Here is a 21,472-nt window from a genome sequence, read left to right on the forward strand (position 1 = left end):
ACGTGGGGCGTCCCGCCGGTCCGCCCCCTGAACCGTTTCACTTAACCGTTTAACTGATGCGTTTAAGTGAAGCGGTTAACAGCTTCCGGTGTCAAGGGAGGGCCCGGGGCGCCGGGCCGTGCACCCCACCGGGAAGACCGCATCGAGGCCGGGTGCGGCGGCCTCCTTGGGTAGGCTTCCGGACATGGCCAGGCCCAATAAGCGCACCACCCTCCGCGAGGTGGCCGAGGCCACCGGACTCTCCACCGCCGCCGTCTCCTACGCACTGCGCGGCAAGCATGTCTCCAAGGAGACCGAGGAGCGGGTGCGCCGGGCCGCCGCCGAGCTCGGCTACGAGGCCGACCCGATCGCCCGCGCGCTCGCCAGCGGCCGTACGAGCACCGTCGGGGTGCTCGCCGGTGACCTTCAGGACCTGTGGCAGCAGCAGCTGATGGCGGCCATAGGGCGCGAGCTGCTGGCCGGTGACCGCTATGCGCTGATCCTCGACGCGGGCGGCGACCCCGAGCGCGAACTGGCCCTCGCCAAGCAGCTGCGCGACCAGCGGGTGGACGGTCTGCTGGTCTCGCCCGTCGACCCCTCCGCCGAGGGCTGGTCGAAGATCGCCGACGCGGTGCCGGTGGTCTCCATCGGCGACGCGCTGAGCCGGGCCCGTACGGCGGGTGAGGTCCTCTTCGACAACCGCGCGGGCATCGACGCCGTCCTCGACTACCTCCGCGGGCTGGGCCACCGCCGGGTCACCGTGCTGACCCCCACCGGCCCCTCCACCCCCGACCGCCCCGCCGACGTCTATGTCCGCGAGGCCGCCGACCGGCTCGGTATCGAGGCCGAAGTCCTGCCCTGTCCCCAGGAGTTGGACGCGGCGACCGCGATGGCCCGCCGGGTCCTGGCCAACAGCCCGGACGGCCGCCGCCCGGCCGGTGCGCTCGCCCCGCCCACCGCCGTCTTCTGCTTCTCCGACTCCATCGCCTACGGCGTCTACGCGGCCGCCGCCGAGGCATCCCTCACCGTCGGCCGCGACCTCTCCGTCGTCGGCTTCGACGACCACCCCGTCTCCCGGGTCCTCACCCCGCCCCTGACCACCGTCGACTGGGGCCTGGCCGAGATCGCCAAGGAGGCCGCCCGCCTCGCCGTCGCCGCCATCGAGGGCCGCCGCGTCCGCCGCAAGCGCATCCTCTGCGCCCCCCGACTCTCGGAACGGGGGTCGGCGGCGGAGCCGGGGCGGGGGTGAGGGTGCGGGGCGGGCGCCCGTGCTGCGCCCGCCTCCCCGCTCCCGGCTGCACAGCCCCGGCCCGGGGAGCAGACTGGTGCCGGGCGCTCCGGTACGGTCGGGGCGTGTGTACCGGTGGTCGGCCGACGGGCGGATGGGCGGGTCCTCGATGAAGCGGTCCTCGACGAGTGCAGCCGCGGTGAGTGAAGCCGCCGCGGGCGACGGTGTCGCGGCGGCGGGCCGGGCCGCGCCGCAGGGGGAGCCGGTGGACCGGCTGGAGGCGCACCGTACCGAACTGACCGGCTACTGCTACCGGATGCTGGGATCGGCGTTCGAGGCCGAGGACGCCGTGCAGGAGACCATGGTGCGGGCCTGGCGGAGCTACGACCGGTTCGAGGGGCGTGCCTCGCTGCGGTCCTGGCTCTACCGGATCGCCACCAATGTCTGCCTGGACCTGCTCAAGGGCAGTCAGCGCCGGGCCCGGCCGATGGATCTCGCCTCCCCGTCGAGCGTGGACGGCCCGATCGGTACGGGGCTGCCCGAGACGACCTGGATCGGGCCCGTTCCGGACGAGCGGGTGCTGGCGTCCGCCGGGGACCCGGCGGAGACCGCCGTCGCCCGGGAGTCGATCCGGCTCGCCTTCATCTCCGCGCTCCAGCGGCTGGCGCCCCGGCAGCGGGCGGTGCTGATCCTGCGGGAGGTGCTCAGCTGGTCGGCGAGCGAGGTCGCGGAGCTGCTGGGCAGCTCGGTCGCCTCGGTCAACAGCGCGCTTCAGCGGGCCCGGGCCACCCTCGCCGCGTCCGGTGACCACGCCGCCGACGCCCCGCCGCCGCTGGACGATGCCCAGCAGGCGCTGCTGCGGCGCTATGTCGACGCCTTCGAGCGGTTCGACATGGACGCGCTCACCGCCGTGCTGCACGAGGACTCCACGCTGTCCATGCCGCCGTACGCCCTGTGGCTGCGCGGCCGCGCCGACATCCTGAAGTGGCTGCGCGGGCCGGGCGAGGGCTGCGAGGGGTCGCATCTGGTGCCGGTCCGGGCGAACGGCCGGCCGGCGTTCGGGCAGTACCGCGCGGACGGTGCGCCCTGGGCGATCCAGGTCATCGAGACGGCGGACGGCCGGGTCACCGCGCTCCAGTCCTTCCTGGACACCGAGCGGCTGTTCCCGCTGTTCGGCCTGCCGCTCCGCTACGGCGGGGACGGAATCAGCCCAGCTTCCGCTTCTTGAGCCACGCCCCGGCCACCCGGTCCGGGTCCTGCTTCTCCTTGTCCACGAGGCGGTTGAGCTCGGTGAGGTCGGCGGTGGTGAGCGTGTTGCCCAGACGGGCCAGCGCTTTGCGGACCTTGGAGTCGGCCTTGCGGGCGGCGATCAGCGGGACGATGTGCTGGGCCGGGATGAGGTGCTTGGGGTCCTGGAGCAGTACCCAGCCGTTCTCCGCGGTGTCGACATCGGTGGTGAAGACATTGGCGATATCGATGTCGCCCTTCTTCAGGGCGCCCTTGACCAGCGGCCCGGACGAGTCCAGCGCCTTGAACTCCTTGAATTCCACGCCGTACTGCTCCTTGAGGCCGACGACCCCGACGACCCGCTTCTTCATCTCCGCGGCGGCGCCGAAGACCAGCTTGCCGTTGACCTTGCGCAGATCGGCGAGCGTCTTCAGCCCGTAGTGGTCGGCGGTCTCCCGGGTGACGGCGAAGCTGTCGCGGTCCTCGGCGGCGGCGTACGGGAGGACTTCGAGGCCGTTGGGCAATACGGTGGCCAGCGCGTTCTGCATCGCGCCCGCCTCGGTCTCGGTGGCCTTCTTGTCGAGGTAGAGCAGCAGGCTGCCCTGGTATTCGGGGAGCAGATCGATATCGCCGGAGCGCAGTGCGGGGACCACGATCTCGCGGGAGCCGAGGTTGGGCTTGACGGTGGTCTTGACCCCGGCGGCGTTCAGCACGCCCGCGTAGAGGTGGCCGAGGATCTGGTTCTCGGTGAAGTTGGCGGTGCCGATGGTCAGTCCGCCGCTGCTGCTGCCGCTGTCGCCGCCGACGCCGTCCCCCTTGAGGGAGGTGATGCCGGAGGAGCAGGCGGCCAGCAGCGGCGCCGAGGCGCCGGCGAGGAGCGTGGTCAGGACGGTACGACGGTTCATGGGCGGGACTCCTCGGGACGTACGGAGGGGACGGGGGCGGCGGATGCTCAGCGGGCGGCGGCCGGGCGGCCGCGGAACAGCAGCCGCGTCAGGCCGCCCAGCGCCAGGTCGGCGGCGACGGCGAGCACGGCCACCAGGACCGCACCCCCGAGGACCTGCACCAGGTCGCGCTGCGCCAGGCCGTCGAAGACATAGCGGCCCAGCCCGCCGAAGCTGACATAGGCGGCGATGGTGGCGGTGGCGACGACCTGCACGGTCGCCAGCCGGACGCCGGTCATGATCAGCGGGAGCGCGAGCGGGAGTTCGACCTGCCAGAGGACCTGGTGGCCGCGCAGACCCACGCCCTTGGCGGCGTCCTTGACCTCGGGGTCGACGGCGGCCATGCCCGCGTACGTATTGGTGATGATCACGGGCACGGCGAGCGCGACCAGGGACACATACACGGGCCAGACGCTCAGCCCGCCCGCCAGGAACACCAGGGTGACCAGGCCGACGGTGGGCAGCGCCCGGCCGAAGGAGGAGAGGTTGACGGCGAGGAAGGCGCCGCGGCCGGTGTGCCCGATGAGCAGGCCGACCGGCAGGGCGATCAGGGCCGCGGCGAGGGTGGCGAGGAGCGAGTACTCCAGGTGCTCCAGGACGCGGGTGGCGATGCCCTCGGGGCCGGACCACTGGGACGGGCTGGTCAGCCAGGCGGCGAGGTTCTTCAGGAGTTCGAGCATCGGCGCGTCACGCTGCCTTCCGCCGCAGAGAGGTGCGCTGCCGGGAGGTGGTGCCGCGCCGCCAGGGGGTGCACAGCCACTGGACGGTCACCAGCAGCGCGTCGGCGACCAGGGCGAGCAGCAGGGTCAGTGCCACACCGGCGATGACCGGGGTGGGGTAGTTGCGCTGGAAGCCGTCGGTGAAGAGCTGGCCGAGGCCGCCGTAGCCGATGTAACTGGCCACACTGACCAGGGAGATCGACATGACGGTGGCGACCCGTACGCCCGCCATGATCACCGGGAGGGCCAGCGGCAGCTCGACCGTGAGCAGGGTGCGCAGCGGCCGGGTCCCCATCGCCCGGGATGCCTCACGGGCCTTGACCGGGACCGCGTCCAGGCCCTCGACGGTGTTCCGCACCAGCACGACCAGGGTGTACGCGGTCAGACCGACGATCGCGGTGGTGCGGGTCAGGCCGGTGACCGGCAGCAGCAGGACGAAGAAGGCCAGCGAGGGAATGGTGTAGAGGATGTTGGACGTGCCGAGGACGAAGCCGCGCAGCGGCCGTACCCGGTGGGCGAGGACCGCCAGCGGCAGCGCGATCAGCAGGCCGAGGAGGACCGCGGGGACGGCGGTGGCGAGGTGGTCCACGGTGAGGCGGGCCATCTCGTCGGCGTGGTCGGGGAACCAGCCCCACTCGATGGTCATGCGGAGGACTCCGGGGCGGACGGCTCCGGGGCAGAGGGGGTCTTGCGGGGCGCGGCGTCTTCGGCGTCCCCGGAGGCTCGCGGCTTCGTGGCGGACCCCGGGGCGGATGCCGTGGCGGCCGCCGCCCGGCCCGCCTCCGCGTGGCTGCGGCCGGCCCGTTCGTGGATGGCGTCGCGGGAGGTGACGCCGGTCAGGACGCCGTCCTCGGTGACCCGGGCGACCGCGGCGGCCGGGGAGGAGACGGCTTCGTTGAGCGCGGAGAGGAGCGAATCGGTGTCGCGCAGCGGCCGTACGGCCTCCAGGGGGGCCTCGCCGGCGGTGCCCGCGGCGGGCAGCGCGTCGGTGTCCAGCCAGCCCAGCGGTGCGCCGCGCGAGGAGGTCACCAGGCGCCAGCGGTCGCCGTCGCGGGAGATCCCGCTGACCGGCTCGTCCGCGCGTATCGCCCTGCCGGGGGCGTACGGCACGTCCGCGAGCTCGGTGAGCGAGAGCAGTTTGAGACCGCGCTCGGCGCCCAGGAAGTCGGCGACGAAGTCATCGGCGGGGCGGGCCAGCAGCTCGGCGGGCGCGGCGCACTGGACGAGCCGGCCGCCGGTGCGGAAGACCGCGATCCGGTCGCCCAGCCGGACCGCCTCGTCGATGTCGTGGGTGACGAAGACGACGGTCTTGCGCAGCTCCTCCTGGAGCCGCAGCAGCTCGTTCTGGAGCTGGGTGCGGACGACCGGGTCGACCGCGCCGAACGGCTCGTCCATCAGGAGGACCGGCGGGTCGGCGGCGAGCGCACGGGCCACGCCGACGCGCTGCTGCTGGCCGCCGGAGAGCTGGTGCGGATAGCGCTTGCCGGCGTCGGCGGGCAGACCGACCAGCTCCAGCAGCTCGGCGGCGCGGGCGCGGGCCTTACGCCTGCCCCAGCCCAGCAGCAGCGGGACCGTCGCGATGTTGTCCAGGATCGTACGGTGAGGGAAGAGACCGGACTGCTGGATGACGTAGCCGATGCCGCGGCGCAGCTCGGCGGCGTCCGCCTCCAGGATGTCGCGGCCGCCGACGCTGATCGTGCCGGATGTCGGTTCGACCATGCGGTTGACCATCCGCAGGGTGGTCGTCTTGCCGCATCCCGACGAGCCGACGAGGACGGTGACGCCGCCCTCGGGCAGGTCCAGGGACAGCTCGTCCACGGCGGTGGTGCCATTCGGGTATCGCTTGCTGACTGCGTCGAACTTGATCATCCGCTGCCCCTTGCCCGTCCTGCATAGCATCATGCAGAGTCTTAGGCACGTGAATAGAAGTCAATAGGTGGGAGCGCATCGCCTGTTACCCCGCCTTTTACTTCGGCTCACCGTACGGAACGAGGTGTCGGACTTCCGTTCATAAAGCGCGTTAAAAGAGGGAGTTGAGCCCCTTGGTTTCCCACATGCTGGACAACGGCCGACCCATCACGCTCGACGGCAGCACTCTGCACACCACCGATATCGCCGCCCTCGCCGAGCACACCGCACACCCCACGGCGCCCGACCCCAAGGCCCTCGCCCGCGCCGGGGAATCCTGGGAAACCGCCCGCCGCCTCGCCGCCGGCGGCCGGGTCTACGGGCGCAGCACCGGCGTCGGCGCCAACCGCACGGAGGACGTCGGGGCCGCCGACGCCGAACACGGACTGCGACTGCTGCGCAGCCACGCCGGCGCGATCGGCGACCCGCTGCCCGCCCGGGAGGTCCGGGCCATGCTCGCGGTACGCGCCAACCAGCTGCTGGCGGGCGGCGCCGGCCTGAACCCCGCCGTCATCACTTCCCTGCTCGACGCCCTGGACGCCGGCGCCCACCCCGTCGTCAACGAACACGGCGCGGTCGGCACCGGCGACCTGGCCGCGCTCGCCCAGACCGGCCTCGCGCTGGCCGGCGAACACCCCTGGCACTGCGCGCCCGGCGGCCGGGCCCCCGCCCCCATCGCCCTCGACAACAACGACGCCCTCGCCCTGATCAGCAGCAACGCCCTCACCCTCGGCCAGTCGGCGCTCGCCCTCGACGAACTGCGCCGGCTGCTGGCCGCCTCGCTCCCGATCGCCGCGCTCTCCCTCCTCGCGGTCGGCGGCTCCTACGAACCCTTCGCCGAGCCGGTCATGCTCGCCCGCCCGCACCCCGGCTCCGCGGCCGCCGCCGCCCGGCTGCGCGCCCTCTCCGGCATCCCGACCCGCCCCAGCGCTCCCCTCGGCCGCATCCAGGACCCGTACGGCTTCCGCTGTCTGCCGCAGATCCACGGCCCGGCACTGGACGCCGCCGACACCCTGGACGGGGTGCTGACCGTCGAGGTGAACGCCGCCGCCGAGAACCCGCTGATCAGCATCGAGGACCAGGCCGCCTACCACCACGGCAATTTCTACGCCGCGCATGCCGCGCTCGCCCTGGACACCTTCCGGCTGGCCGTGCTCCAGACCGCCCGGCTGTCCACCGCCCGGCTCGCCGCGCTCTCCGAGCCCGACCTCACCCGGCTGCGGCCGTTCCTGGGTGACGCGGCGCCCGCCAGCTCCGGCGTGATGATCCTCGAATACGCGGCCGGTGCGGCGCTCGGCGAGATGCGCGCGGTCTCCCACCCGGCCTCACTCGGCCACGCCGTCCTCTCCCGCGGCGTCGAGGAACAGGCCAGCTTCGCCTCCCTCGGCGCCCGCCAGGCCCTGCGCGCCTGCACCTACTACCGCCAGATCCTGGCCTGCGAACTGGTCGCCGCCATCCGCGCCCTGCGCATGCGCTCCCTGGAACCCGACCCCGGCCTGCCCCTCGCCACCGCCTTCTCGCTCGCCGCGGAGGCCCTCGACCCGCGGATGGAGGACCGTCCGCTGACCGATGACGTGGCGGTGGCGATGGGGTTGCTGGATGGGTTGGCGGGGGTGTGAGGGCTCGGGTGTGCGGCGGTGGGGCTGTGCGGCGGTGGGCGCCGGCGCCCGGGCCGGCCCCGTGCGGCCGGAGCGCGTGGCGTACCCGGGACCGGAGCGGGCCAGGAATTCCGTACAGTCGGTCGACACAGGACAAGGCCCCCGACCGGGCCGGGAAGAAGAGGCGATGAGCGGGGACGGGGACAACGGCGGTGGGACGGGCGTGACCGGCGGTGCGGGCGCCGGGCGGGAGGCCGGAGCGGACACCGGCATTCAGGCCGGAGCGGACGCCGGTATGGACACGGGTATGGACACCGGCACCGCCGCCCGGCTCCAGAAGCTCTTCGAGGGGCACCGGCTGACCCCCACCCAGCGCCGGATCGCCCACTGCATGGTGCGCCGGGCCGCCGACGCGCCGTTCCTCTCCAGCGTCGAACTGGCCGAACTGGCCGGTGTCAGCCAGCCGTCCGTCACCCGCTTCGCCGTCGCCCTCGGCTTCGACGGCTACCCGGCGCTCCGCCGCCATCTGCGCGAGGTCGCCCCCACGGACAAGCCCGACGACACCGGCTCCTACAACGAGTACCAGCAGGCCGTGCAGGCCGAGATCGACAACCTCCGTCATCTCGCCGCCGCCCTCGCCGACCCGTCACCGGTGATCGAGGCCGGCCGCCTCTTCGCCGCCTCCCGCCCGCTGCCCGTCCTCGGCCTGCGCGCCGCCACCGCCCAGGCCGCCGGCTTCAGCTACTTCGCCCGCAAGGTCCACCCCGACGTCCGGCTGCTCGACGAGGGCGGCACCATGCTCACCGACCGTATCGACGCCGCCGTACGCGCCGGTGCGAGCGCCCTCCTCTGCTTCGCCCTGCCCCGCCACCCCCGCGAGGTCGTGGACGCGCTGGAGTACGCCCGCACGGCCGGTCTCACCGTCGTCACCGTCGCCGACAGCGCCTTCGCCCCCGTCGCCCACCACACCGACCTCCTCCTCCCGGCCCCCGTCGGCACCGGCCTGGCCTTCGACACGGCCTGCGCCCCCATGCTCCTGGGCCGCGTCCTCCTGGAAGCCATGTGCGACGCCCTGCCCGACGCCCAGGCCCGCCTGGAACAGTTCGACGCCCGGGCGGCGGCCCGGGGGCTGTTCGTGGAGTGAGCGGGGGCAAGCGGGGGGCAAGCCGGGGGGCAAGCGGGGGCCGGGCAGGGGAGCGCGGTGGCGTGTGGAGCGCGTGGCGCGTGGAGTGACGTGCGGGAGGCGGGGCGGGCCTCACCCGTTCCGGTGGCGTCCGCGAGGTGCGGGCGGCGCTCTCCCTGCTCCTACGGGCGGCCGAGGTCGTGGAGGGACGCCGCGTGGGCCGAGCCGCTCTCCGTGGTGAGTTCCTCCAGGGTCTGCGGGGTGCGGATGGTCGCGAAGCGGAGGGCGCCGTCGGGGTCCGGGGCGTAGCCGTAAATCCCGGGGCGGGGGAGGGAGTTGTAGGCGAAGTGGGTGGAGAAGTAGTACGCGCCGGTGTCCAGGAGGGCGGCGTGGTCGCCGGCCTCCAGGAGGGGGAGCGGCCGGTTCTCGGCGACCAGGTCACCCGCGAAGCAGCACGGCCCGGCGATGTCCTGGCCGACCGGAGCGCCCGTCTTGGGGCGCCCTTCGGCGTCGTAGCCGGCGACCCGGATCGGCCAGGCCTCGGGGACGAAGACCGTACGGGTGGCGACCTGGGCGCCGGCATGGGTGACCGCGATCGGCCGGCCGCCGGCCGACTTCGCGTACTCGACGCGGGCGAGGACCGTGCCGTGCTTGGCCAGCAGTGAGCGGCCGAATTCGGTGACGAGGCCGTAGCGTCCGGACAGCAGGCCGGGCACGGCCGCGTGGAGCAGTGCGGCGTACTCGCGGTAGGTCGGGCTCTGGGCGTCCGAGGAGAAATTCACCGGCAGACCGCCGCCGATGTCGAGGGTGTCGATCTGGCGCCGGCCGGCCTTCTCGTTGATCTCCTCGGCCAGCAGGAACAGCGCCCGTACGCCCGCCGCCATCAGCTCCAGCGGCATGCCCTGCGAGCCGACATGGGCGTGCAGCCGGGTCAGCCACGGGCGGGCGAGGAAGGCGCCTACGACCCACGCGCGGGCGCCCTCGTCGCGCAGCGCGACACCGAACTTGGAGGTGTCGGTGGCGGTGCTCATCGCCCCGATCGTGCCGCCGCCGATCTGCGGATTGACCCGCAGGCCGATGGGCGCGGAGCTCGGCGCGGAGGCCATCAGTGCATCGATCCGCGCCAGTTCCTCGGGGTTGTCGGCGTTGACGGCGATCCCGAGGGCCAGCGCCTCCCGCAGCTCGGCGACGGTCTTGGCGGGCGAGTCCAGGACGGTCCGCGCGACCGGCACCCCGGCGGCACGGGCCAGCGCCAGCTCACCGGGACTGGCCACCTCGCAGCCGAGCCCCTCCTGCGCGAGCAGCTGCAGTACGGGCACGAGCGAGGCGGCCTTCACCGCGAAGGCGTGCAGGACCGGGGTGCCCGGAGCGGTGAACTCCTCGAACGCGGCGCGGAGTTCACCCACCGAACGCCGGATCCCGGCAATGTCCAGCAGCCCGGCCACGGGCTCCCCGGCCCCCACCAGCCCCCGCGCAACGGCTGCCTCTACGGCTCGGTCCCGGTCCGTGAACGTCATGACACAACTCCATCATTGGCTGGGGGTACGACGCCAACGCACACCGGGGGCATGGCGGGGGCATGGCGGGAGCGGGGGAGAAGGCGCTGGTCAGGGCGCTCCCGAGCCCCCCGGCCCGCCCGGCCCGGCCCCCTTACCCCCGCCGCGTCCTCAGTCCTCCCGTGCTCAGACCCCCCGTCCCCCGCTCAGCGACGCCTTGCGGTGGCGTTCGGCGAGGCGGGAGCCGGACTCGCGGCGGGCGGCGCGGCGGAGGAGAGGGATGGCGAGGAGGAAGCCGAGGACGGCCCAGGTGGTGAGTATCAGGGCCACGGTCGGGAGTTCCCAGGAGCCGGCTGGTTCCGCGGCGCGGGCGGCGTCCGGCAGGAGCGCCGAGCGCAGGCCCTGCGCCATCCACTTGAGCGGGAAGACCGAGGCGATCTTCTGGACCACCGCGGGCAGCGAGCCGATCGGGAACATCGCCCCGGAGGTGATCAGCAGCGCCATGACGGGCAGCATGATCAGGGCCAGGGCTTCACGGGGGTTCGGGAGCACGGCGCCGATGGCCGCTCCCAGCGGTACGACGGCGAGCAGGCCGAGCGCACTGACCCACAGCAGCGTCAGCCAGCCTCCCGGCCCGTGCGGCAGCGGACCGTCCACCAGCAGCGCGGCCGATCCCAGCAGCAGGACCAGCGTGCCGAACGCCATCGCGACCACCAGCAGCGACTTCGCGACCAGATAGGCCGGTATGCCGCCGGGGGTGGCCCGCAGCCGCAGCAGCGCGCCCTCCTCGCGCTCGGTCACCAGGATCTGCGGGAGGTTGACCAGCCCGATCTGGAACAGCAGATAGGCGGCGAAGCCCGAGAGCGTCAGATGGGCCATCGGGATCTGGGTGCCGGGCACCTTGTCGCTGAGATAGCCGGCGAGCGCCAGTGCCACGACGACATTGATCAGATGGCCGCTCAACTCCTTGGGGGTGCGCAGGAGGTGGCGCAGCTCGATGCCGCCGCGCAGGACGCCGGCCCGCCAATAGCGGCGGCGCAGGTGCGGGGCGCCGGCCTCCCGGGGCTCCACAGCGGTCGGGCGGACCGGGCCGGTGCTGCCCGCCGGGGCCGTGGCCCGCGGGGTGCCGGCCCCCTCGGCCGCGTCCGTCGCCGCTGTCGTTGTCATCCCGGCCGTTTCCGCCCCGGTCGTTTCCGTTCCGGTCGTTTCCGTTCCGGTGCTCATGTCGGTCCCCCTCATGCGGCTCGCTTCTCCCCGTCCGAGGCCGTGGCCTCGCTCGCGCCCGTGGTCCCGGTGCCGGCGCCGTCCCCGGTGTCCCGGTGGACCATGTGCAGATAGGTGTCCTCCAGCGTCGGCCGCCGGACCTCCAGGTCGGCGACCGGTCCCCCCGTCTCCCGGTGGAGTTCCCAGACCAGCTGGGACGGGTCCTCGGTACGTTCGCGCCGGGCCGTGCCGTCGGGTGCCGTCCAGCGGACCTCGGCCCGGGCGGCGGCCCTGCGGGCCAGTTCCGACGGGGTGCCATGGGCCCGGATCCGGCCGTTGACCAGCATCGCTATACGGTCGGCCAGCCGCTCGGCCTCGGCCAGGTCGTGGGTGGTGAGCAGGATCGTGACGCCCTCGTCGCGGGCGAGCCGTTCGACCAGATCGTGGAAGTCGCGCCGGGCCTCGGGGTCGAAGCCGGTCGTCGGCTCGTCCAGGAAGAGGAGCTCGGGGCGGCCGACGATGGCGAGTGCGACGTCCAGCCGGCGGCGCTGGCCGCCGGACAGCCGGTCCACCTGCTGGCGGGCCTGCTCGGTGAGGCCCACCAGGGCGAGGAGTTCGGCCGGGTCGCGCGGCCGCGGGTAGTACGTGGCGAAGTGCGTCAGCAGCTCGGCGACCTGCCAGCGGCGGTGGTCGCGCCAGGACTGAAGGACCAGGCCGATCCGCGCGCGCCAGGCGTCGTCGCCGCACGCCGGGTCCGTGCCCAGGACGGCGACCTCGCCGGCGGAACGCTTCCGGAAGCCCTCCAGGATCTCGACGGTGGTGGTCTTCCCGGCGCCGTTGGGGCCGAGCAGCGCGAAGATCTCGCCGCGGTGGATGTCCAGGTCGATGCCGTGCAGGACATGCGTGCTGCCGTACGACATCCGCATGTCGCGTACCCGGATGACGGGTTGCGGGGTGGGGGAGCCCGTGGGTGCCGGAGTCGTCACGGCCTGGTCTACGGGCTGGTGGTCGGTCGTCGTCATCGGCCCGCCTTCGCGTGGTGTTGCCGTTGCTGGGTGACTGATGCCGTCGGGGCGGCGGCCTCCGGCGCCTTCCCCGCCGCCGCGGCGGGCCCCGCGCCCTCGACGATGGCCCGGAGCGCGGCAACATGTCCCTCGAAGGCGGTCCGGCCGCGGCTCGTCAGCCGTACCTTGGTGCGGCGTTTGCGGCCGCCGCCTTCCTTGCGGATCTCCAGATATCCGGCCTCTTCCAGGGTGTGCAGCTGTTTGGAGAGCGCGGAGTCGCTGAGCGAGAGGCTGTCGCGGATGAAGGGGAAGTCGGCCCACTCCGTGGCGGCGAGCAGCGCCACCACGGACAGCCGGGTGGAGGGGTGGATCAGTTCGTCGAAGCCGCTCGGGGTGCTCATCGGACCGCCTCCTGGTGGGTGGCTCTGCCGGCCCGGTCGCGGAGTGCGCTGACCGCCCAGCGGTTCGCCGGGCCGACGAAGAGCAGGAAGGTGGCCGACGAGAGGGTGGCCTGGACGAGGCTGCCGAACGGCAGCGCCAGCCACTCGACCAGTTGGCCGGAGAGCAGGATGGCCACGAGGGTCACCACCATGCCCGCGAAGAAGGTCGCGAACGACCGCCAGCTGTGGCGCGAGCGGTGCAGCCGCATCCGTGTGCGGCGGTTGTAGACCACCGCCAGGGTGCCCAGCACGGCGATATAGGCGGTCAGCGCCAGCCAGAACGCCCACTTGGGCAGATCCAGGCCGGAGACGGCGAGGAAGACCCACATGATGGCGGCGGTGGTGTACGTCGCCCCGGTGTCGTCCTGGGCGGTTCTCTCGATTTCGTCGTACACCCGCTCCTGCGGCACCCGGATGCGCTGTAGATCCTGCCAGGCCTGTTCGGCATCCACGGTCGTGGTCATGGCCATCGCCTCCCCAAGGCGGTCGAACGATCCCCGTTTACTTGCCTACTAGGAAAGTTAGCGCAGACTTTCCCGGTGGGCAAGTCAAAAATCGCAGAGGGATTGGCCGGTTCGCGCGGCTCGCCGCGAGTGGCGCACCGCGTCCTGTTGACTAGCACTATTCATCGACCCCAATATGTGAATAGCTCAATCCATTCGACGTCAGGGAGGCAGGGCCCATGTCGGGACCGCGACCCGTGCGGGCACCGCGCGGCACGGAGCTGAGTGCTCGGGGATGGCAGCAGGAAGCCGCGCTGCGCATGCTCCAGAACAACCTCGATCCGGAGGTGGCCGAGCACCCGGACAAGCTCGTCGTCTACGGCGGCACCGGCAAGGCCGCGCGTGACTGGCGCTCCTTCGACGCGATGGTGCGCACGCTCACCACGCTCAAGCAGGACGAGACGATGCTCGTCCAGTCCGGCCGGCCGGTCGGCGTGATGCAGACGCACGAATGGGCCCCGCGGGTGCTCATCGCCAACTCCAACCTCGTCGGCGACTGGGCCAACTGGGAGGAGTTCCGCCGCCTGGAGGCCCTCGGCCTGACCATGTACGGGCAGATGACCGCCGGTTCGTGGATCTACATCGGCACCCAGGGCATCCTCCAGGGCACCTACGAGACCTTCGCCGCCGTCGCCGCCAAGAAGTTCCACGGCACGCTCGCCGGGACCATCACCCTCACCGCCGGCCTCGGCGGCATGGGCGGCGCCCAGCCGCTCGCCGTCACCATGAACGACGGCGTCGCGATCTGCATCGACGTCGACCCGCGGGCGATCGAGCGCCGGATCGAGCACCGCTACCTGGACGTGAAGGCGGACAGCCTCAAGCACGCACTCGAACTCGCCGTCGAGGCCCGCGACCAGCGCAAGCCGCTCTCCATCGGTCTGCTCGGCAACGCCGCCGAGCTGCTGCCGCAGATGCTCGCCGAGGGCGCCCCGATCGACATCGTCACCGACCAGACCAGCGCCCACGACCCGCTGGCCTATCTGCCGGTCGGTATCGACTTCGACGACATGGCCGCCTACGCGGCGGAGAAGCCCGCCGACTTCACCCAGCGGGCGCGCGAGTCGATGGCCCGGCACGTCGAGGCCATGGTCGGCTTCATGGACGCCGGCGCCGAGGTCTTCGACTACGGCAACTCGATCCGCGGCGAGGCCCAACTCGCCGGATACGAGCGGGCCTTCGCCTTCCCCGGCTTCGTCCCCGCCTATATCCGGCCGCTGTTCGCCGAGGGCAAGGGCCCGTTCCGCTGGGCCGCGCTGTCCGGCGACGCCCGGGACATCGCCGCCACCGACAAGGCGATCCTGGACCTCTTCCCGGAGAACGAGTCGCTGGCCCGCTGGATCAAGATGGCCGGTGAGCGGGTCCACTTCCAGGGCCTGCCCGCCCGGATCTGCTGGCTCGGCTACGGCGAGCGCGACAAGGCCGGTGAGCGCTTCAACGAGATGGTCGCCGACGGCACCCTGCGCGCCCCGCTGGCCATCGGCCGGGACCACCTCGACTGCGGCTCCGTCGCCTCGCCCTACCGCGAGACCGAGGCCATGAAGGACGGCTCCGACGCGATCGCCGACTGGCCGCTGCTCAACGCCATGGTCAATGTCGCCTCCGGCGCCTCCTGGGTCTCGCTGCACCACGGCGGCGGCGTCGGCATGGGCCGCTCGATCCACGCCGGGCAGGTCACCGTCGCCGACGGCACCCCGCTGGCCGGCGAGAAGATCCGCCGGGTGCTCACCAACGACCCCGGCATGGGCGTCATCCGGCATGTCGACGCGGGCTATGAGCGCGCCGACGAGGTGGCCGCCGAGCGCGGCGTCCGCATCCCGATGCGCGAGGGCGAAGGCGAGGGCGCGTGACCTCCTCGTTCCACGAGATGTGGGAGGAGCTGCGGCCCCTGGGCCGTGACTCCTCCTCCGGGGGCTACCGCCGCTACGCCTGGACCGGCGCCGACGCCGACTGCCGCGCGTGGTTCCGGGCCCAGGCCGAGGCCCGTGGGCTCGCCTACGAACTGGACCGCAACGGCAACCAGTGGGCCTGGCTCGGCGCCACCGGCTACCAGGACGTGGCCCCCGGCGACGCCGTCGTCACCGGCTCGCACCTGGACTCCGTACCGGACGGCGGCGCCTTCGACGGCCCGCTGGGTGTCGTCTCCTCCTTCGCCGCGCTGGACGAACTGCGCCGGAGGGGAGCGGAGTTCGGCAAGCCGCTGGCGATCGTCAACTTCGGCGACGAGGAAGGTGCCCGCTTCGGCCTGGCCTGCGTCGGCTCCCGGCTCGCCGCCGGGGCGCTGACCCCCGAGGCCGCGCACCGGCTGCGCGACGGCGACGGCATCACCCTCCCGCAGGCCATGGAGCGCGCCGGATATGACCCCGAGGCCATCGGCCCGGACCCCGAACGGCTCGCCCGGATCGGCGCGTTCGTCGAACTCCACGTCGAGCAGGGCCGCGCCCTCGACCTTTCCGGCGACGCGGTCGGCATCGCCTCCGCCATCTGGCCGCACGGCCGCTGGCGGTTCGACTTCCACGGCGAGGCCAACCACGCCGGCACCACCCGTCTCGACGACCGCCGGGACCCGATGCTCAGCTATGCCGCGACCGTGCTCGCCGCCCGCGAACAGGCCCGGCTGGCCGGGGCCCTGGCCACCTTCGGGAAGATCAGCGTGGAGCCGAACGGCGTCAACGCCATCCCCTCGCTGGTCCGCGGCTGGCTCGACTCCCGCGCGGCTGACCAGGAGACCCTCGACACCGTGATCACCGGCATCGAGCGGGCCGCCGCCGAGCGCGCCGCCCGCGACGGGGTGGACCTGACCGTCGTCCGGGAATCCTTCACCCCCGTCGTGGAGTTCCAGCACGCCCTCCGGGACGAGCTGAGCGCGATCCTCGGCAAGACGGGAGAGCGGGCCGTGCCCGTCCTGGGCACCGGCGCCGGGCATGACGCCGGTATTTTGTCCGGCACCGTCCCCACCGCGATGCTGTTCGTCCGCAACCCCACCGGGGTCTCGCACTCGCCCGCCGAAGCGGCCGACGAGGACGACTGCGTCACCGGGGTCACCGCACTCGCCGACGTACTGGAGGGGCTGGCGTGCCACTGACGCCGCAGGCAACACCGACGACGTACTGGCTCGAACACGCCTGGCTCGGCACCCACGTCGAGCCGGGCGTGGCGGTGGACACCGCGGACGGGCGGATCACCGCCGTCCGTACCGGGGTGGACACCCCGCCGCCCGGCGCCACCGCGCTGCGCGGCCTGACCCTCCCCGGTCTCGCCAACGCCCACTCGCACGCCTTCCACCGCGCCCTGCGCGGCGCCGTCCAGGTCGGCACCGGCACCTTCTGGACCTGGCGCGAGATCATGTACAGCGTCGCCGACCGGCTGACCCCCGACAGCTATTTCACCCTCGCCCGCGCCGCCTACGCCGAGATGGCGCTGGCCGGCATCACCTGCGTCGGCGAATTCCACTATCTGCACCACGCGCCCGGCGGCACCCGCTACAGCGACCCCAACGCCATGGGCGAGGCGCTGCTCGCCGCCGCCGACGAGGCCGGCATCCGCATCACCCTCCTCGACACCGCCTATCTCTCGGCCGGCTTCGGCGCCGCGCCCAACCACCACCAGCTGCGCTTCTCCGACGGCACCGCCGACCACTGGGCCCAGCGCGCCGAGGCACTCAAGGAGCGCCCGCACGCCCGCATCGGCGCCGCCATCCACTCCGTACGCGCCGTCCCCGCAGGCCAGCTCGGCACCGTCGCGGACTGGGCCCGCGAACGGCAGGCCCCCCTGCACGTCCACCTCTCGGAGCAGACCGCCGAGAACGACGCCTGCCGCGACGCCCACGGCGTCACCCCCACCCAACTGCTCGCCGACCACGGCGCGCTGGGCCCCCGCACCACCGCCGTGCACGCCACCCACCTCACCGATGAGGACATCGCGCTCCTCGGCGGCTCCCACACGGGCGTGTGCATGTGCCCCACCACCGAACGCGACCTCGCCGACGGCATCGGCCCGGCCGCCCGCGTCCAGCGGCAGGGCAGCCCGCTCTCCCTCGGCAGCGACAGCCACGCCGTCATCGACCTGCTCGAAGAGGCCCGCGCCATGGAGCTCGACGAACGGCTGCGCACCCACACCCGCGGGCACTGGACGGCCGCCGCCCTGCTGCGCGCCGCGACCGCCGACGGTCACGCCGCCCTGGGCTGGGACGACGCCGGGACTCTGGAAGCCGGGTCGCTCGCCGACCTCACCACGATCGCACTGGACTCCGTACGCACCGCCGGGCCACCGCCCCGGCTGGCCGCCGAAACGGCAGTATTCGCCGCCTCCGCGGCGGACGTACGACACACCATCGTCGGCGGGCGGCAGATCGTCCGGGACGGTGTGCACACTCTTGTCCCCGACGTACCCACCGCCCTCGCCGCATCCATCGCCGCCGTACGCGGCTGAAGGAGAACACCCCCGCGATGACGACGACCTCCGCGCCCACCACCGCCATCACCCACATCGCCCAGCTCGTCACCAACGACCCCTCCCTCGGCGAAGGCCCCCTCGGTCTGATCCAGGACGCGGCGGTCGTCATCGACGGCGACCGCATCGCCTGGGTCGGTCCCTCCAGCAAAGCACCCGCCACTGACAACGCCGTCGACGCCGGCGGCCGGGCCGCGATCCCCGGCTTCGTCGACTCCCACTCCCACCTGGTCTTCGCCGGTGACCGTACCGCGGAGTTCAACGCCCGGATGTCCGGCCGCCCTTACTCCGCCGGCGGCATCCGCACCACCGTCGCCGCCACCCGCGCCGCCACCGACGAGGCCCTGCACGCGAACATCGCCCGCTACCTTGCCGAGGCGCTCCGCCAGGGCACCACCACCCAGGAGACCAAGTCCGGCTACGGGCTCACCGTCGAGGACGAGGCCCGCGCGCTGCGCATCGCCGCCGAGCACACCGACGAGGTCACCTTCCTCGGCGCGCACATCGTCTCGCCCGACTACGCCGACGACCCGGCCGGCTATGTCGACCTGGTCACCGGCCCGATGCTGGACGCCTGCGCCCCGCACGCCCGCTGGGTCGACGTCTTCTGCGAGAAGGGCGCCTTCGACGGCGACCAGGCCCGTGCCGTCCTCACCGCGGGACAGGCCAAGGGTCTGGTGCCGCGGGTGCACGCCAACCAGCTCGGCCACGGGCCCGGCGTCCAGCTCGCCGTCGAGCTCGGCGCCGCCTCCGCCGACCACTGCACCCACCTCAGCGCGGCCGACATCGACGCCCTCGCGCAGTCCGACACCGTCGCCACCCTGCTCCCGGGCGCCGAGTTCTCCACCCGCGCCCAGTGGCCCGACGCCCGTCCGCTGCTCGACGCCGGCGCCACCGTCGCCCTGTCCACGGACTGCAACCCCGGCTCGTCCTTCACGAGTTCGATGCCGTTCTGCATCGCGCTGGCCGTCCGCGACATGGGAATGACCCCCGACGAGGCCGTGTGGGCGGCGACCGCGGGCGGCGCCCGCGCACTGCGCCGCACGGACGTCGGCCGGATCACCCCCGGCGCCCGCGCCGACCTCGCCCTCCTGGACGCGCCCTCGCACGTCCACCTCGCCTACCGGCCGGGCGTCCCGCTCGTATCGGCCGTGTGGCACAAGGGAGTTCGCGTCTGACGGCGGTCACCTGACGGTCCGCGCCGGTCGTACGCCGCGCGGACCGCGGCACCGCGCCCGCCCGTACACAGCAAAGGAGGGCCCGTCCCGAGTACCCCGGGGCAGGCCCTCCTTTGCGCGGGCGGCTGCCGGCCGTGGTGGCCGGCAGGGACCGCGGGTCCCTCACTCGTCGATCATCAGCCCCTTGCGGAGCCGGACGAGGGTGCGGGAGAGCAGACGGGAGACGTGCATCTGGGAGATGCCCAGCTCCTCGCCGATCTCGGACTGCGTCATATTGGCGACGAAGCGCAGCGAGAGGATCTTGCGGTCACGCGGCGGGAGTTCGGCGATCAGCGGCTTGAGGGACTCCACGTACTCGATGCCTTCGAGCCCGTGGTCCTCGTAGCCGATCCGGTCCGCCAGCGCGCCTTCGCTGTCGTCCTCCTCGGGCTGGGCGTCCAGCGAGCTCGCGGTGTACGCGTTGCTCGCGGCCATCCCCTCGACGACCTCGTCACGGCTGATGTCCAGGCGCGCGGCGAGTTCGTGCACCGTGGGGGCCCGGTCCAGCTTCTGCGCGAGCTCATCGCCGGCCTTGGCGAGGTCCAGCCGCAGCTCCTGAAGCCGCCTCGGTACCCGCACCGACCAGCTGGTGTCGCGGAAGAAACGCTTGATCTCGCCGACGATGGTCGGCATCGCGAACGTCGGGAACTCGACGCCGCGGCTGAGTTCGAAGCGGTCGATCGCCTTGATCAGGCCGATCGTGCCGACCTGGACGATGTCCTCCATGGGCTCGCTGCGGGAGCGGAACCGGGAGGCCGCGAACTTCACCAGCGCGAGGTTGAGCTCGACCAGGGTGTTGCGGACGTACGCGAATTCATGGGTCCCTTCCTCGAGCGTTTCGAGTCGCTCGAAGAGGGTCTTGGACAGAGCCCTCGCGTCCACCGGGCCCACCTCGTCGAACGGCGGGATCTCGGGCAGATCGTCGATCTCGGTCAGTGCTGCCAGATCTGATTCGGCAGGCAGCGACTGGGAAGGGATCTGTCCGGTCGGGTCGGACGGGGGTGTCGACGATGCGGGCTGCCGGGTGTCGTCGGTGCGCAATTCGTCGAGCCGGGGTGACATGGTCTCCTCCATCGTTCTCGGCATATGGCTGCCGATGCCTCTACGCGAAGCTGCGGTGTGCGGCGCCTCCAAAGCCGGCCGTTTCGAATGTGTGCTTCTACGCCTACCTGGCTTTGACTGAAGATGGCAAGTGCGTGTTGTCCGTATATTGAGCAATATGCGGATTGTTCGGCTACCGAGAGGCGTCGGGAAGGCGTAGGGTTCGACGGAGCGCAGTCGGTAAGCAAACAGTCGTCTAGACAGCAAGAGGGGTGCGCGCGCATGGACCGCGGGACGGTCGGCAGTGCAAGCCGGGGCCGGCTTCACGTCGAGATCCGCCATCACGGCGCCAGCGCGGTGGTGACGGTCTCCGGTGAGCTGGATCACCATACGGCTGATCTGTTGCGTGAGTCACTGGAAGGCTGCGTGGACGACGGCTACGCACGCCTGGTGGTGGACTGCTCACCCCTTGAGTTCATGGACTCCACCGGTCTCAATGTGCTGCTCGGCGCGCGCCTGAAGGCGGAGGCCGAGGGGGGCGGGGTGCATTTGGCGGGGATGCAGCCGGTGGTGGCGCGGGTCTTCGAGATCACGGGCGCGGAGGCGGTCTTCACGGTGCACGACTCGCTCGACGCGGCGCTGGCCGACTGACGTGACAGCCGAGCCCGGAAGGTTGCATTCCGGGCACGTAGTACGTGTCACAACTTCCGTACCCAAGAAGTGGGTGTTCTCACGGCCCGGTCGGGCAGGAGACATCTGAATCCTTGAATCAGTCAGTATCTGTTTTCCGTGAACAGGCGAATCGGTGAGGTGAAGCGCTGATGAGCACCACCCGGCCGTACCCGCCGGGCGATCTCGGCCCGGAGCCGGGCGGCGCCGGCGCTTCCGCCGCCCCGGCAGCAGCCCTTCCGGCGGGCCAGGTCCGCCGGCTGCGCCTGGCGGGCGCCCGCGGGGCCGTGGCGCGCGGCCGTGACTTCGCCCGGCAGGCGCTGCACGACTGGGGCTGGCTGCCGGCGGCCGGCGCGGACCGGCGGGCCGCGGCGGAGGATGTGCTGCTCGTCGTCTCGGAGCTGGTCACCAACGCCTGTCTGCACGCCGAGGGGCCCGAGGAGCTGCGGCTGCGCTGCACCGGCAAAGTGCTGCACCTGGAGGTCAGCGACCTCGGTGCGGGCCAGCCGGCGCCGCGCAGCCCGCACCGTCCGGGCCGCCCGGGTGGTCACGGCATGTTCATCGTGCAGCGGCTGTGTCTGGACTGGGGCGTGGTGCGCCACCCCGACGGTGCGGGCAAGACCGTATGGGCGGAGCTCGCCGCGCCGTCCTGAAGGGGGCTTCGCCGGGGGAGAGTTGAGGGGGGGGGGGGGGGGGGGGGGGGTGTTTGTTTTTGGGGACC

20 protein-coding genes are annotated in these 21,472 nt (G+C 72.7%); 10 read left to right on the plus strand and 10 right to left on the minus strand.

Annotated features, from left to right (window positions below; genetic code table 11):
* Positions 1-184: 184 nt before the first annotated feature.
* Complete coding sequence (locus AC3EUV_RS31720; protein ID WP_388197763.1) at positions 185-1,228, plus strand: LacI family DNA-binding transcriptional regulator; 1,044 nt, start codon at positions 185-187, stop codon at positions 1,226-1,228.
* Positions 1,229-1,406: 178 nt separating this feature from the next.
* A complete protein-coding gene (locus AC3EUV_RS31725; protein WP_432145561.1) occupies positions 1,407-2,435 on the plus strand; it encodes a sigma-70 family RNA polymerase sigma factor in 1,029 nt (342 codons plus the stop codon).
* On the opposite strand, the gene AC3EUV_RS31730 is transcribed toward AC3EUV_RS31725, so the two are convergent.
* Genes AC3EUV_RS31730 through AC3EUV_RS31745 form a run of 4 tightly spaced genes read right to left on the minus strand, consistent with a single transcriptional unit; the run spans position 2,413 to position 5,966 of the window.
* Positions 2,413-3,339 (minus strand): ABC transporter substrate-binding protein, encoded by a 927-nt coding sequence (locus AC3EUV_RS31730; protein WP_432145560.1) that lies wholly within the window; start codon positions 3,337-3,339, stop codon positions 2,413-2,415. The two genes, AC3EUV_RS31725 and AC3EUV_RS31730, sit on opposite strands and share 23 nt — an antisense overlap.
* A gap of 47 nt (positions 3,340-3,386) precedes the next feature.
* Entirely contained in the window at positions 3,387-4,058 is a 672-nt protein-coding gene (locus AC3EUV_RS31735) for an ABC transporter permease (protein ID WP_432145559.1), read from the minus strand.
* Positions 4,059-4,065: 7 nt separating this feature from the next.
* Positions 4,066-4,743, minus strand: a complete 678-nt coding sequence (locus AC3EUV_RS31740; RefSeq protein ID WP_435604434.1) for an ABC transporter permease — start codon at positions 4,741-4,743, stop codon at positions 4,066-4,068.
* Positions 4,740-5,966, minus strand: coding sequence for an ABC transporter ATP-binding protein (locus AC3EUV_RS31745; protein ID WP_435604435.1), 1,227 nt, complete (start codon positions 5,964-5,966; stop codon positions 4,740-4,742). Before AC3EUV_RS31745 ends, AC3EUV_RS31740 begins: the two co-directional genes overlap by 4 nt.
* A 185-nt stretch (positions 5,967-6,151) precedes the next feature.
* Between AC3EUV_RS31745 and AC3EUV_RS31750 the strand changes: the two genes are divergently transcribed.
* Complete coding sequence (locus tag AC3EUV_RS31750; protein ID WP_435604444.1) at positions 6,152-7,624, plus strand: aromatic amino acid ammonia-lyase; 1,473 nt, start codon at positions 6,152-6,154, stop codon at positions 7,622-7,624.
* 166 nt (positions 7,625-7,790) lie between these two features.
* Positions 7,791-8,747, plus strand: a complete 957-nt coding sequence (locus tag AC3EUV_RS31755) for a MurR/RpiR family transcriptional regulator (protein ID WP_432145556.1) — start codon at positions 7,791-7,793, stop codon at positions 8,745-8,747.
* Positions 8,748-8,908: 161 nt separating this feature from the next.
* Here AC3EUV_RS31755 and AC3EUV_RS31760 read toward each other — a convergent pair whose 3' ends face one another.
* From AC3EUV_RS31760 to AC3EUV_RS31780, 5 genes are all read right to left on the minus strand, one after another.
* Positions 8,909-10,243, minus strand: a complete 1,335-nt coding sequence (locus tag AC3EUV_RS31760) for a type III PLP-dependent enzyme domain-containing protein (RefSeq protein WP_432145555.1) — start codon at positions 10,241-10,243, stop codon at positions 8,909-8,911.
* 165 nt (positions 10,244-10,408) lie between these two features.
* Positions 10,409-11,446: an ABC transporter permease gene (locus AC3EUV_RS31765; protein WP_432145554.1), complete on the minus strand. Its 1,038-nt coding sequence runs from the start codon at positions 11,444-11,446 to the stop codon at positions 10,409-10,411.
* An 11-nt stretch (positions 11,447-11,457) separates the two neighbouring features.
* The gene (locus AC3EUV_RS31770) at positions 11,458-12,447 is read right to left on the minus strand and encodes an ABC transporter ATP-binding protein (protein WP_435604436.1); all 990 of its coding nucleotides are present in this window, start codon (positions 12,445-12,447) and stop codon (positions 11,458-11,460) included.
* Positions 12,444-12,830, minus strand: coding sequence for a transcriptional regulator (locus AC3EUV_RS31775; RefSeq protein WP_432145552.1), 387 nt, complete (start codon positions 12,828-12,830; stop codon positions 12,444-12,446). Before AC3EUV_RS31775 ends, AC3EUV_RS31770 begins: the two co-directional genes overlap by 4 nt.
* Entirely contained in the window at positions 12,827-13,333 is a 507-nt protein-coding gene (locus AC3EUV_RS31780; RefSeq protein WP_432145551.1) for a hypothetical protein, read from the minus strand. Before AC3EUV_RS31780 ends, AC3EUV_RS31775 begins: the two co-directional genes overlap by 4 nt.
* Positions 13,334-13,551: 218 nt before the next feature.
* Between AC3EUV_RS31780 and hutU the strand changes: the two genes are divergently transcribed.
* Genes hutU through hutI form a run of 4 tightly spaced genes read left to right on the plus strand, consistent with a single transcriptional unit; the run spans position 13,552 to position 19,002 of the window.
* Complete coding sequence (hutU, locus tag AC3EUV_RS31785) at positions 13,552-15,222, plus strand: urocanate hydratase (RefSeq protein WP_435604437.1); 1,671 nt, start codon at positions 13,552-13,554, stop codon at positions 15,220-15,222.
* 17 nt (positions 15,223-15,239) lie between these two features.
* Positions 15,240-16,457: an allantoate amidohydrolase gene (locus AC3EUV_RS31790; RefSeq protein ID WP_435604445.1), complete on the plus strand. Its 1,218-nt coding sequence runs from the start codon at positions 15,240-15,242 to the stop codon at positions 16,455-16,457.
* Positions 16,448-17,803, plus strand: coding sequence for a formimidoylglutamate deiminase (locus AC3EUV_RS31795; protein ID WP_435604438.1), 1,356 nt, complete (start codon positions 16,448-16,450; stop codon positions 17,801-17,803). Before AC3EUV_RS31790 ends, AC3EUV_RS31795 begins: the two co-directional genes overlap by 10 nt.
* A gap of 17 nt (positions 17,804-17,820) precedes the next feature.
* Positions 17,821-19,002, plus strand: a complete 1,182-nt coding sequence (gene hutI / locus AC3EUV_RS31800; protein WP_435604439.1) for an imidazolonepropionase — start codon at positions 17,821-17,823, stop codon at positions 19,000-19,002.
* Between the two features lie 162 nt (positions 19,003-19,164).
* Here hutI and AC3EUV_RS31805 read toward each other — a convergent pair whose 3' ends face one another.
* On the minus strand, positions 19,165-20,103 hold the full coding sequence (locus tag AC3EUV_RS31805; RefSeq protein ID WP_432145597.1) for an RNA polymerase sigma factor SigF: 939 nt from the start codon (positions 20,101-20,103) through the stop codon (positions 19,165-19,167).
* 261 nt (positions 20,104-20,364) lie between these two features.
* Here AC3EUV_RS31805 and AC3EUV_RS31810 point away from each other — a divergent pair, with 261 nt between their 5' ends.
* Positions 20,365-20,733, plus strand: a complete 369-nt coding sequence (locus tag AC3EUV_RS31810) for an STAS domain-containing protein (protein WP_018093152.1) — start codon at positions 20,365-20,367, stop codon at positions 20,731-20,733.
* A gap of 170 nt (positions 20,734-20,903) precedes the next feature.
* A complete protein-coding gene (locus AC3EUV_RS31815) occupies positions 20,904-21,404 on the plus strand; it encodes an ATP-binding protein (protein WP_432145547.1) in 501 nt (166 codons plus the stop codon).
* Positions 21,405-21,472 lie beyond the last annotated feature (68 nt).

The organism is Streptomyces sp. bgisy130, from assembly GCF_057708345.1.

What these genes read in the sequence shown, in the direction of transcription:
- AC3EUV_RS31745 (WP_435604435.1), bottom strand. Translation starts at nt 5,966, where the DNA reads ATGATCAAGTTCGACGCAGTCAGCAAGCGATACCCGAATGGCACCACC.
- AC3EUV_RS31815 (WP_432145547.1), top strand. Translation starts at nt 20,904, where the DNA reads ATGAGCACCACCCGGCCGTACCCGCCGGGCGATCTCGGCCCGGAGCCG.
- AC3EUV_RS31760 (WP_432145555.1), bottom strand. Translation starts at nt 10,243, where the DNA reads ATGACGTTCACGGACCGGGACCGAGCCGTAGAGGCAGCCGTTGCGCGG.
- AC3EUV_RS31750 (WP_435604444.1), top strand. Translation starts at nt 6,152, where the DNA reads ATGCTGGACAACGGCCGACCCATCACGCTCGACGGCAGCACTCTGCAC.
- AC3EUV_RS31755 (WP_432145556.1), top strand. Translation starts at nt 7,791, where the DNA reads ATGAGCGGGGACGGGGACAACGGCGGTGGGACGGGCGTGACCGGCGGT.
- hutI (WP_435604439.1), top strand. Translation starts at nt 17,821, where the DNA reads ATGACGACGACCTCCGCGCCCACCACCGCCATCACCCACATCGCCCAG.
- hutU (WP_435604437.1), top strand. Translation starts at nt 13,552, where the DNA reads ATGTCGGGACCGCGACCCGTGCGGGCACCGCGCGGCACGGAGCTGAGT.
- AC3EUV_RS31730 (WP_432145560.1), bottom strand. Translation starts at nt 3,339, where the DNA reads ATGAACCGTCGTACCGTCCTGACCACGCTCCTCGCCGGCGCCTCGGCG.
- AC3EUV_RS31720 (WP_388197763.1), top strand. Translation starts at nt 185, where the DNA reads ATGGCCAGGCCCAATAAGCGCACCACCCTCCGCGAGGTGGCCGAGGCC.
- AC3EUV_RS31790 (WP_435604445.1), top strand. Translation starts at nt 15,240, where the DNA reads ATGTGGGAGGAGCTGCGGCCCCTGGGCCGTGACTCCTCCTCCGGGGGC.
- AC3EUV_RS31805 (WP_432145597.1), bottom strand. Translation starts at nt 20,103, where the DNA reads ATGTCACCCCGGCTCGACGAATTGCGCACCGACGACACCCGGCAGCCC.
- AC3EUV_RS31735 (WP_432145559.1), bottom strand. Translation starts at nt 4,058, where the DNA reads ATGCTCGAACTCCTGAAGAACCTCGCCGCCTGGCTGACCAGCCCGTCC.
- AC3EUV_RS31765 (WP_432145554.1), bottom strand. Translation starts at nt 11,446, where the DNA reads ATGAGCACCGGAACGGAAACGACCGGAACGGAAACGACCGGGGCGGAA.
- AC3EUV_RS31775 (WP_432145552.1), bottom strand. Translation starts at nt 12,830, where the DNA reads ATGAGCACCCCGAGCGGCTTCGACGAACTGATCCACCCCTCCACCCGG.
- AC3EUV_RS31780 (WP_432145551.1), bottom strand. Translation starts at nt 13,333, where the DNA reads ATGACCACGACCGTGGATGCCGAACAGGCCTGGCAGGATCTACAGCGC.
- AC3EUV_RS31740 (WP_435604434.1), bottom strand. Translation starts at nt 4,743, where the DNA reads ATGACCATCGAGTGGGGCTGGTTCCCCGACCACGCCGACGAGATGGCC.
- AC3EUV_RS31810 (WP_018093152.1), top strand. Translation starts at nt 20,365, where the DNA reads ATGGACCGCGGGACGGTCGGCAGTGCAAGCCGGGGCCGGCTTCACGTC.
- AC3EUV_RS31770 (WP_435604436.1), bottom strand. Translation starts at nt 12,447, where the DNA reads ATGACGACGACCGACCACCAGCCCGTAGACCAGGCCGTGACGACTCCG.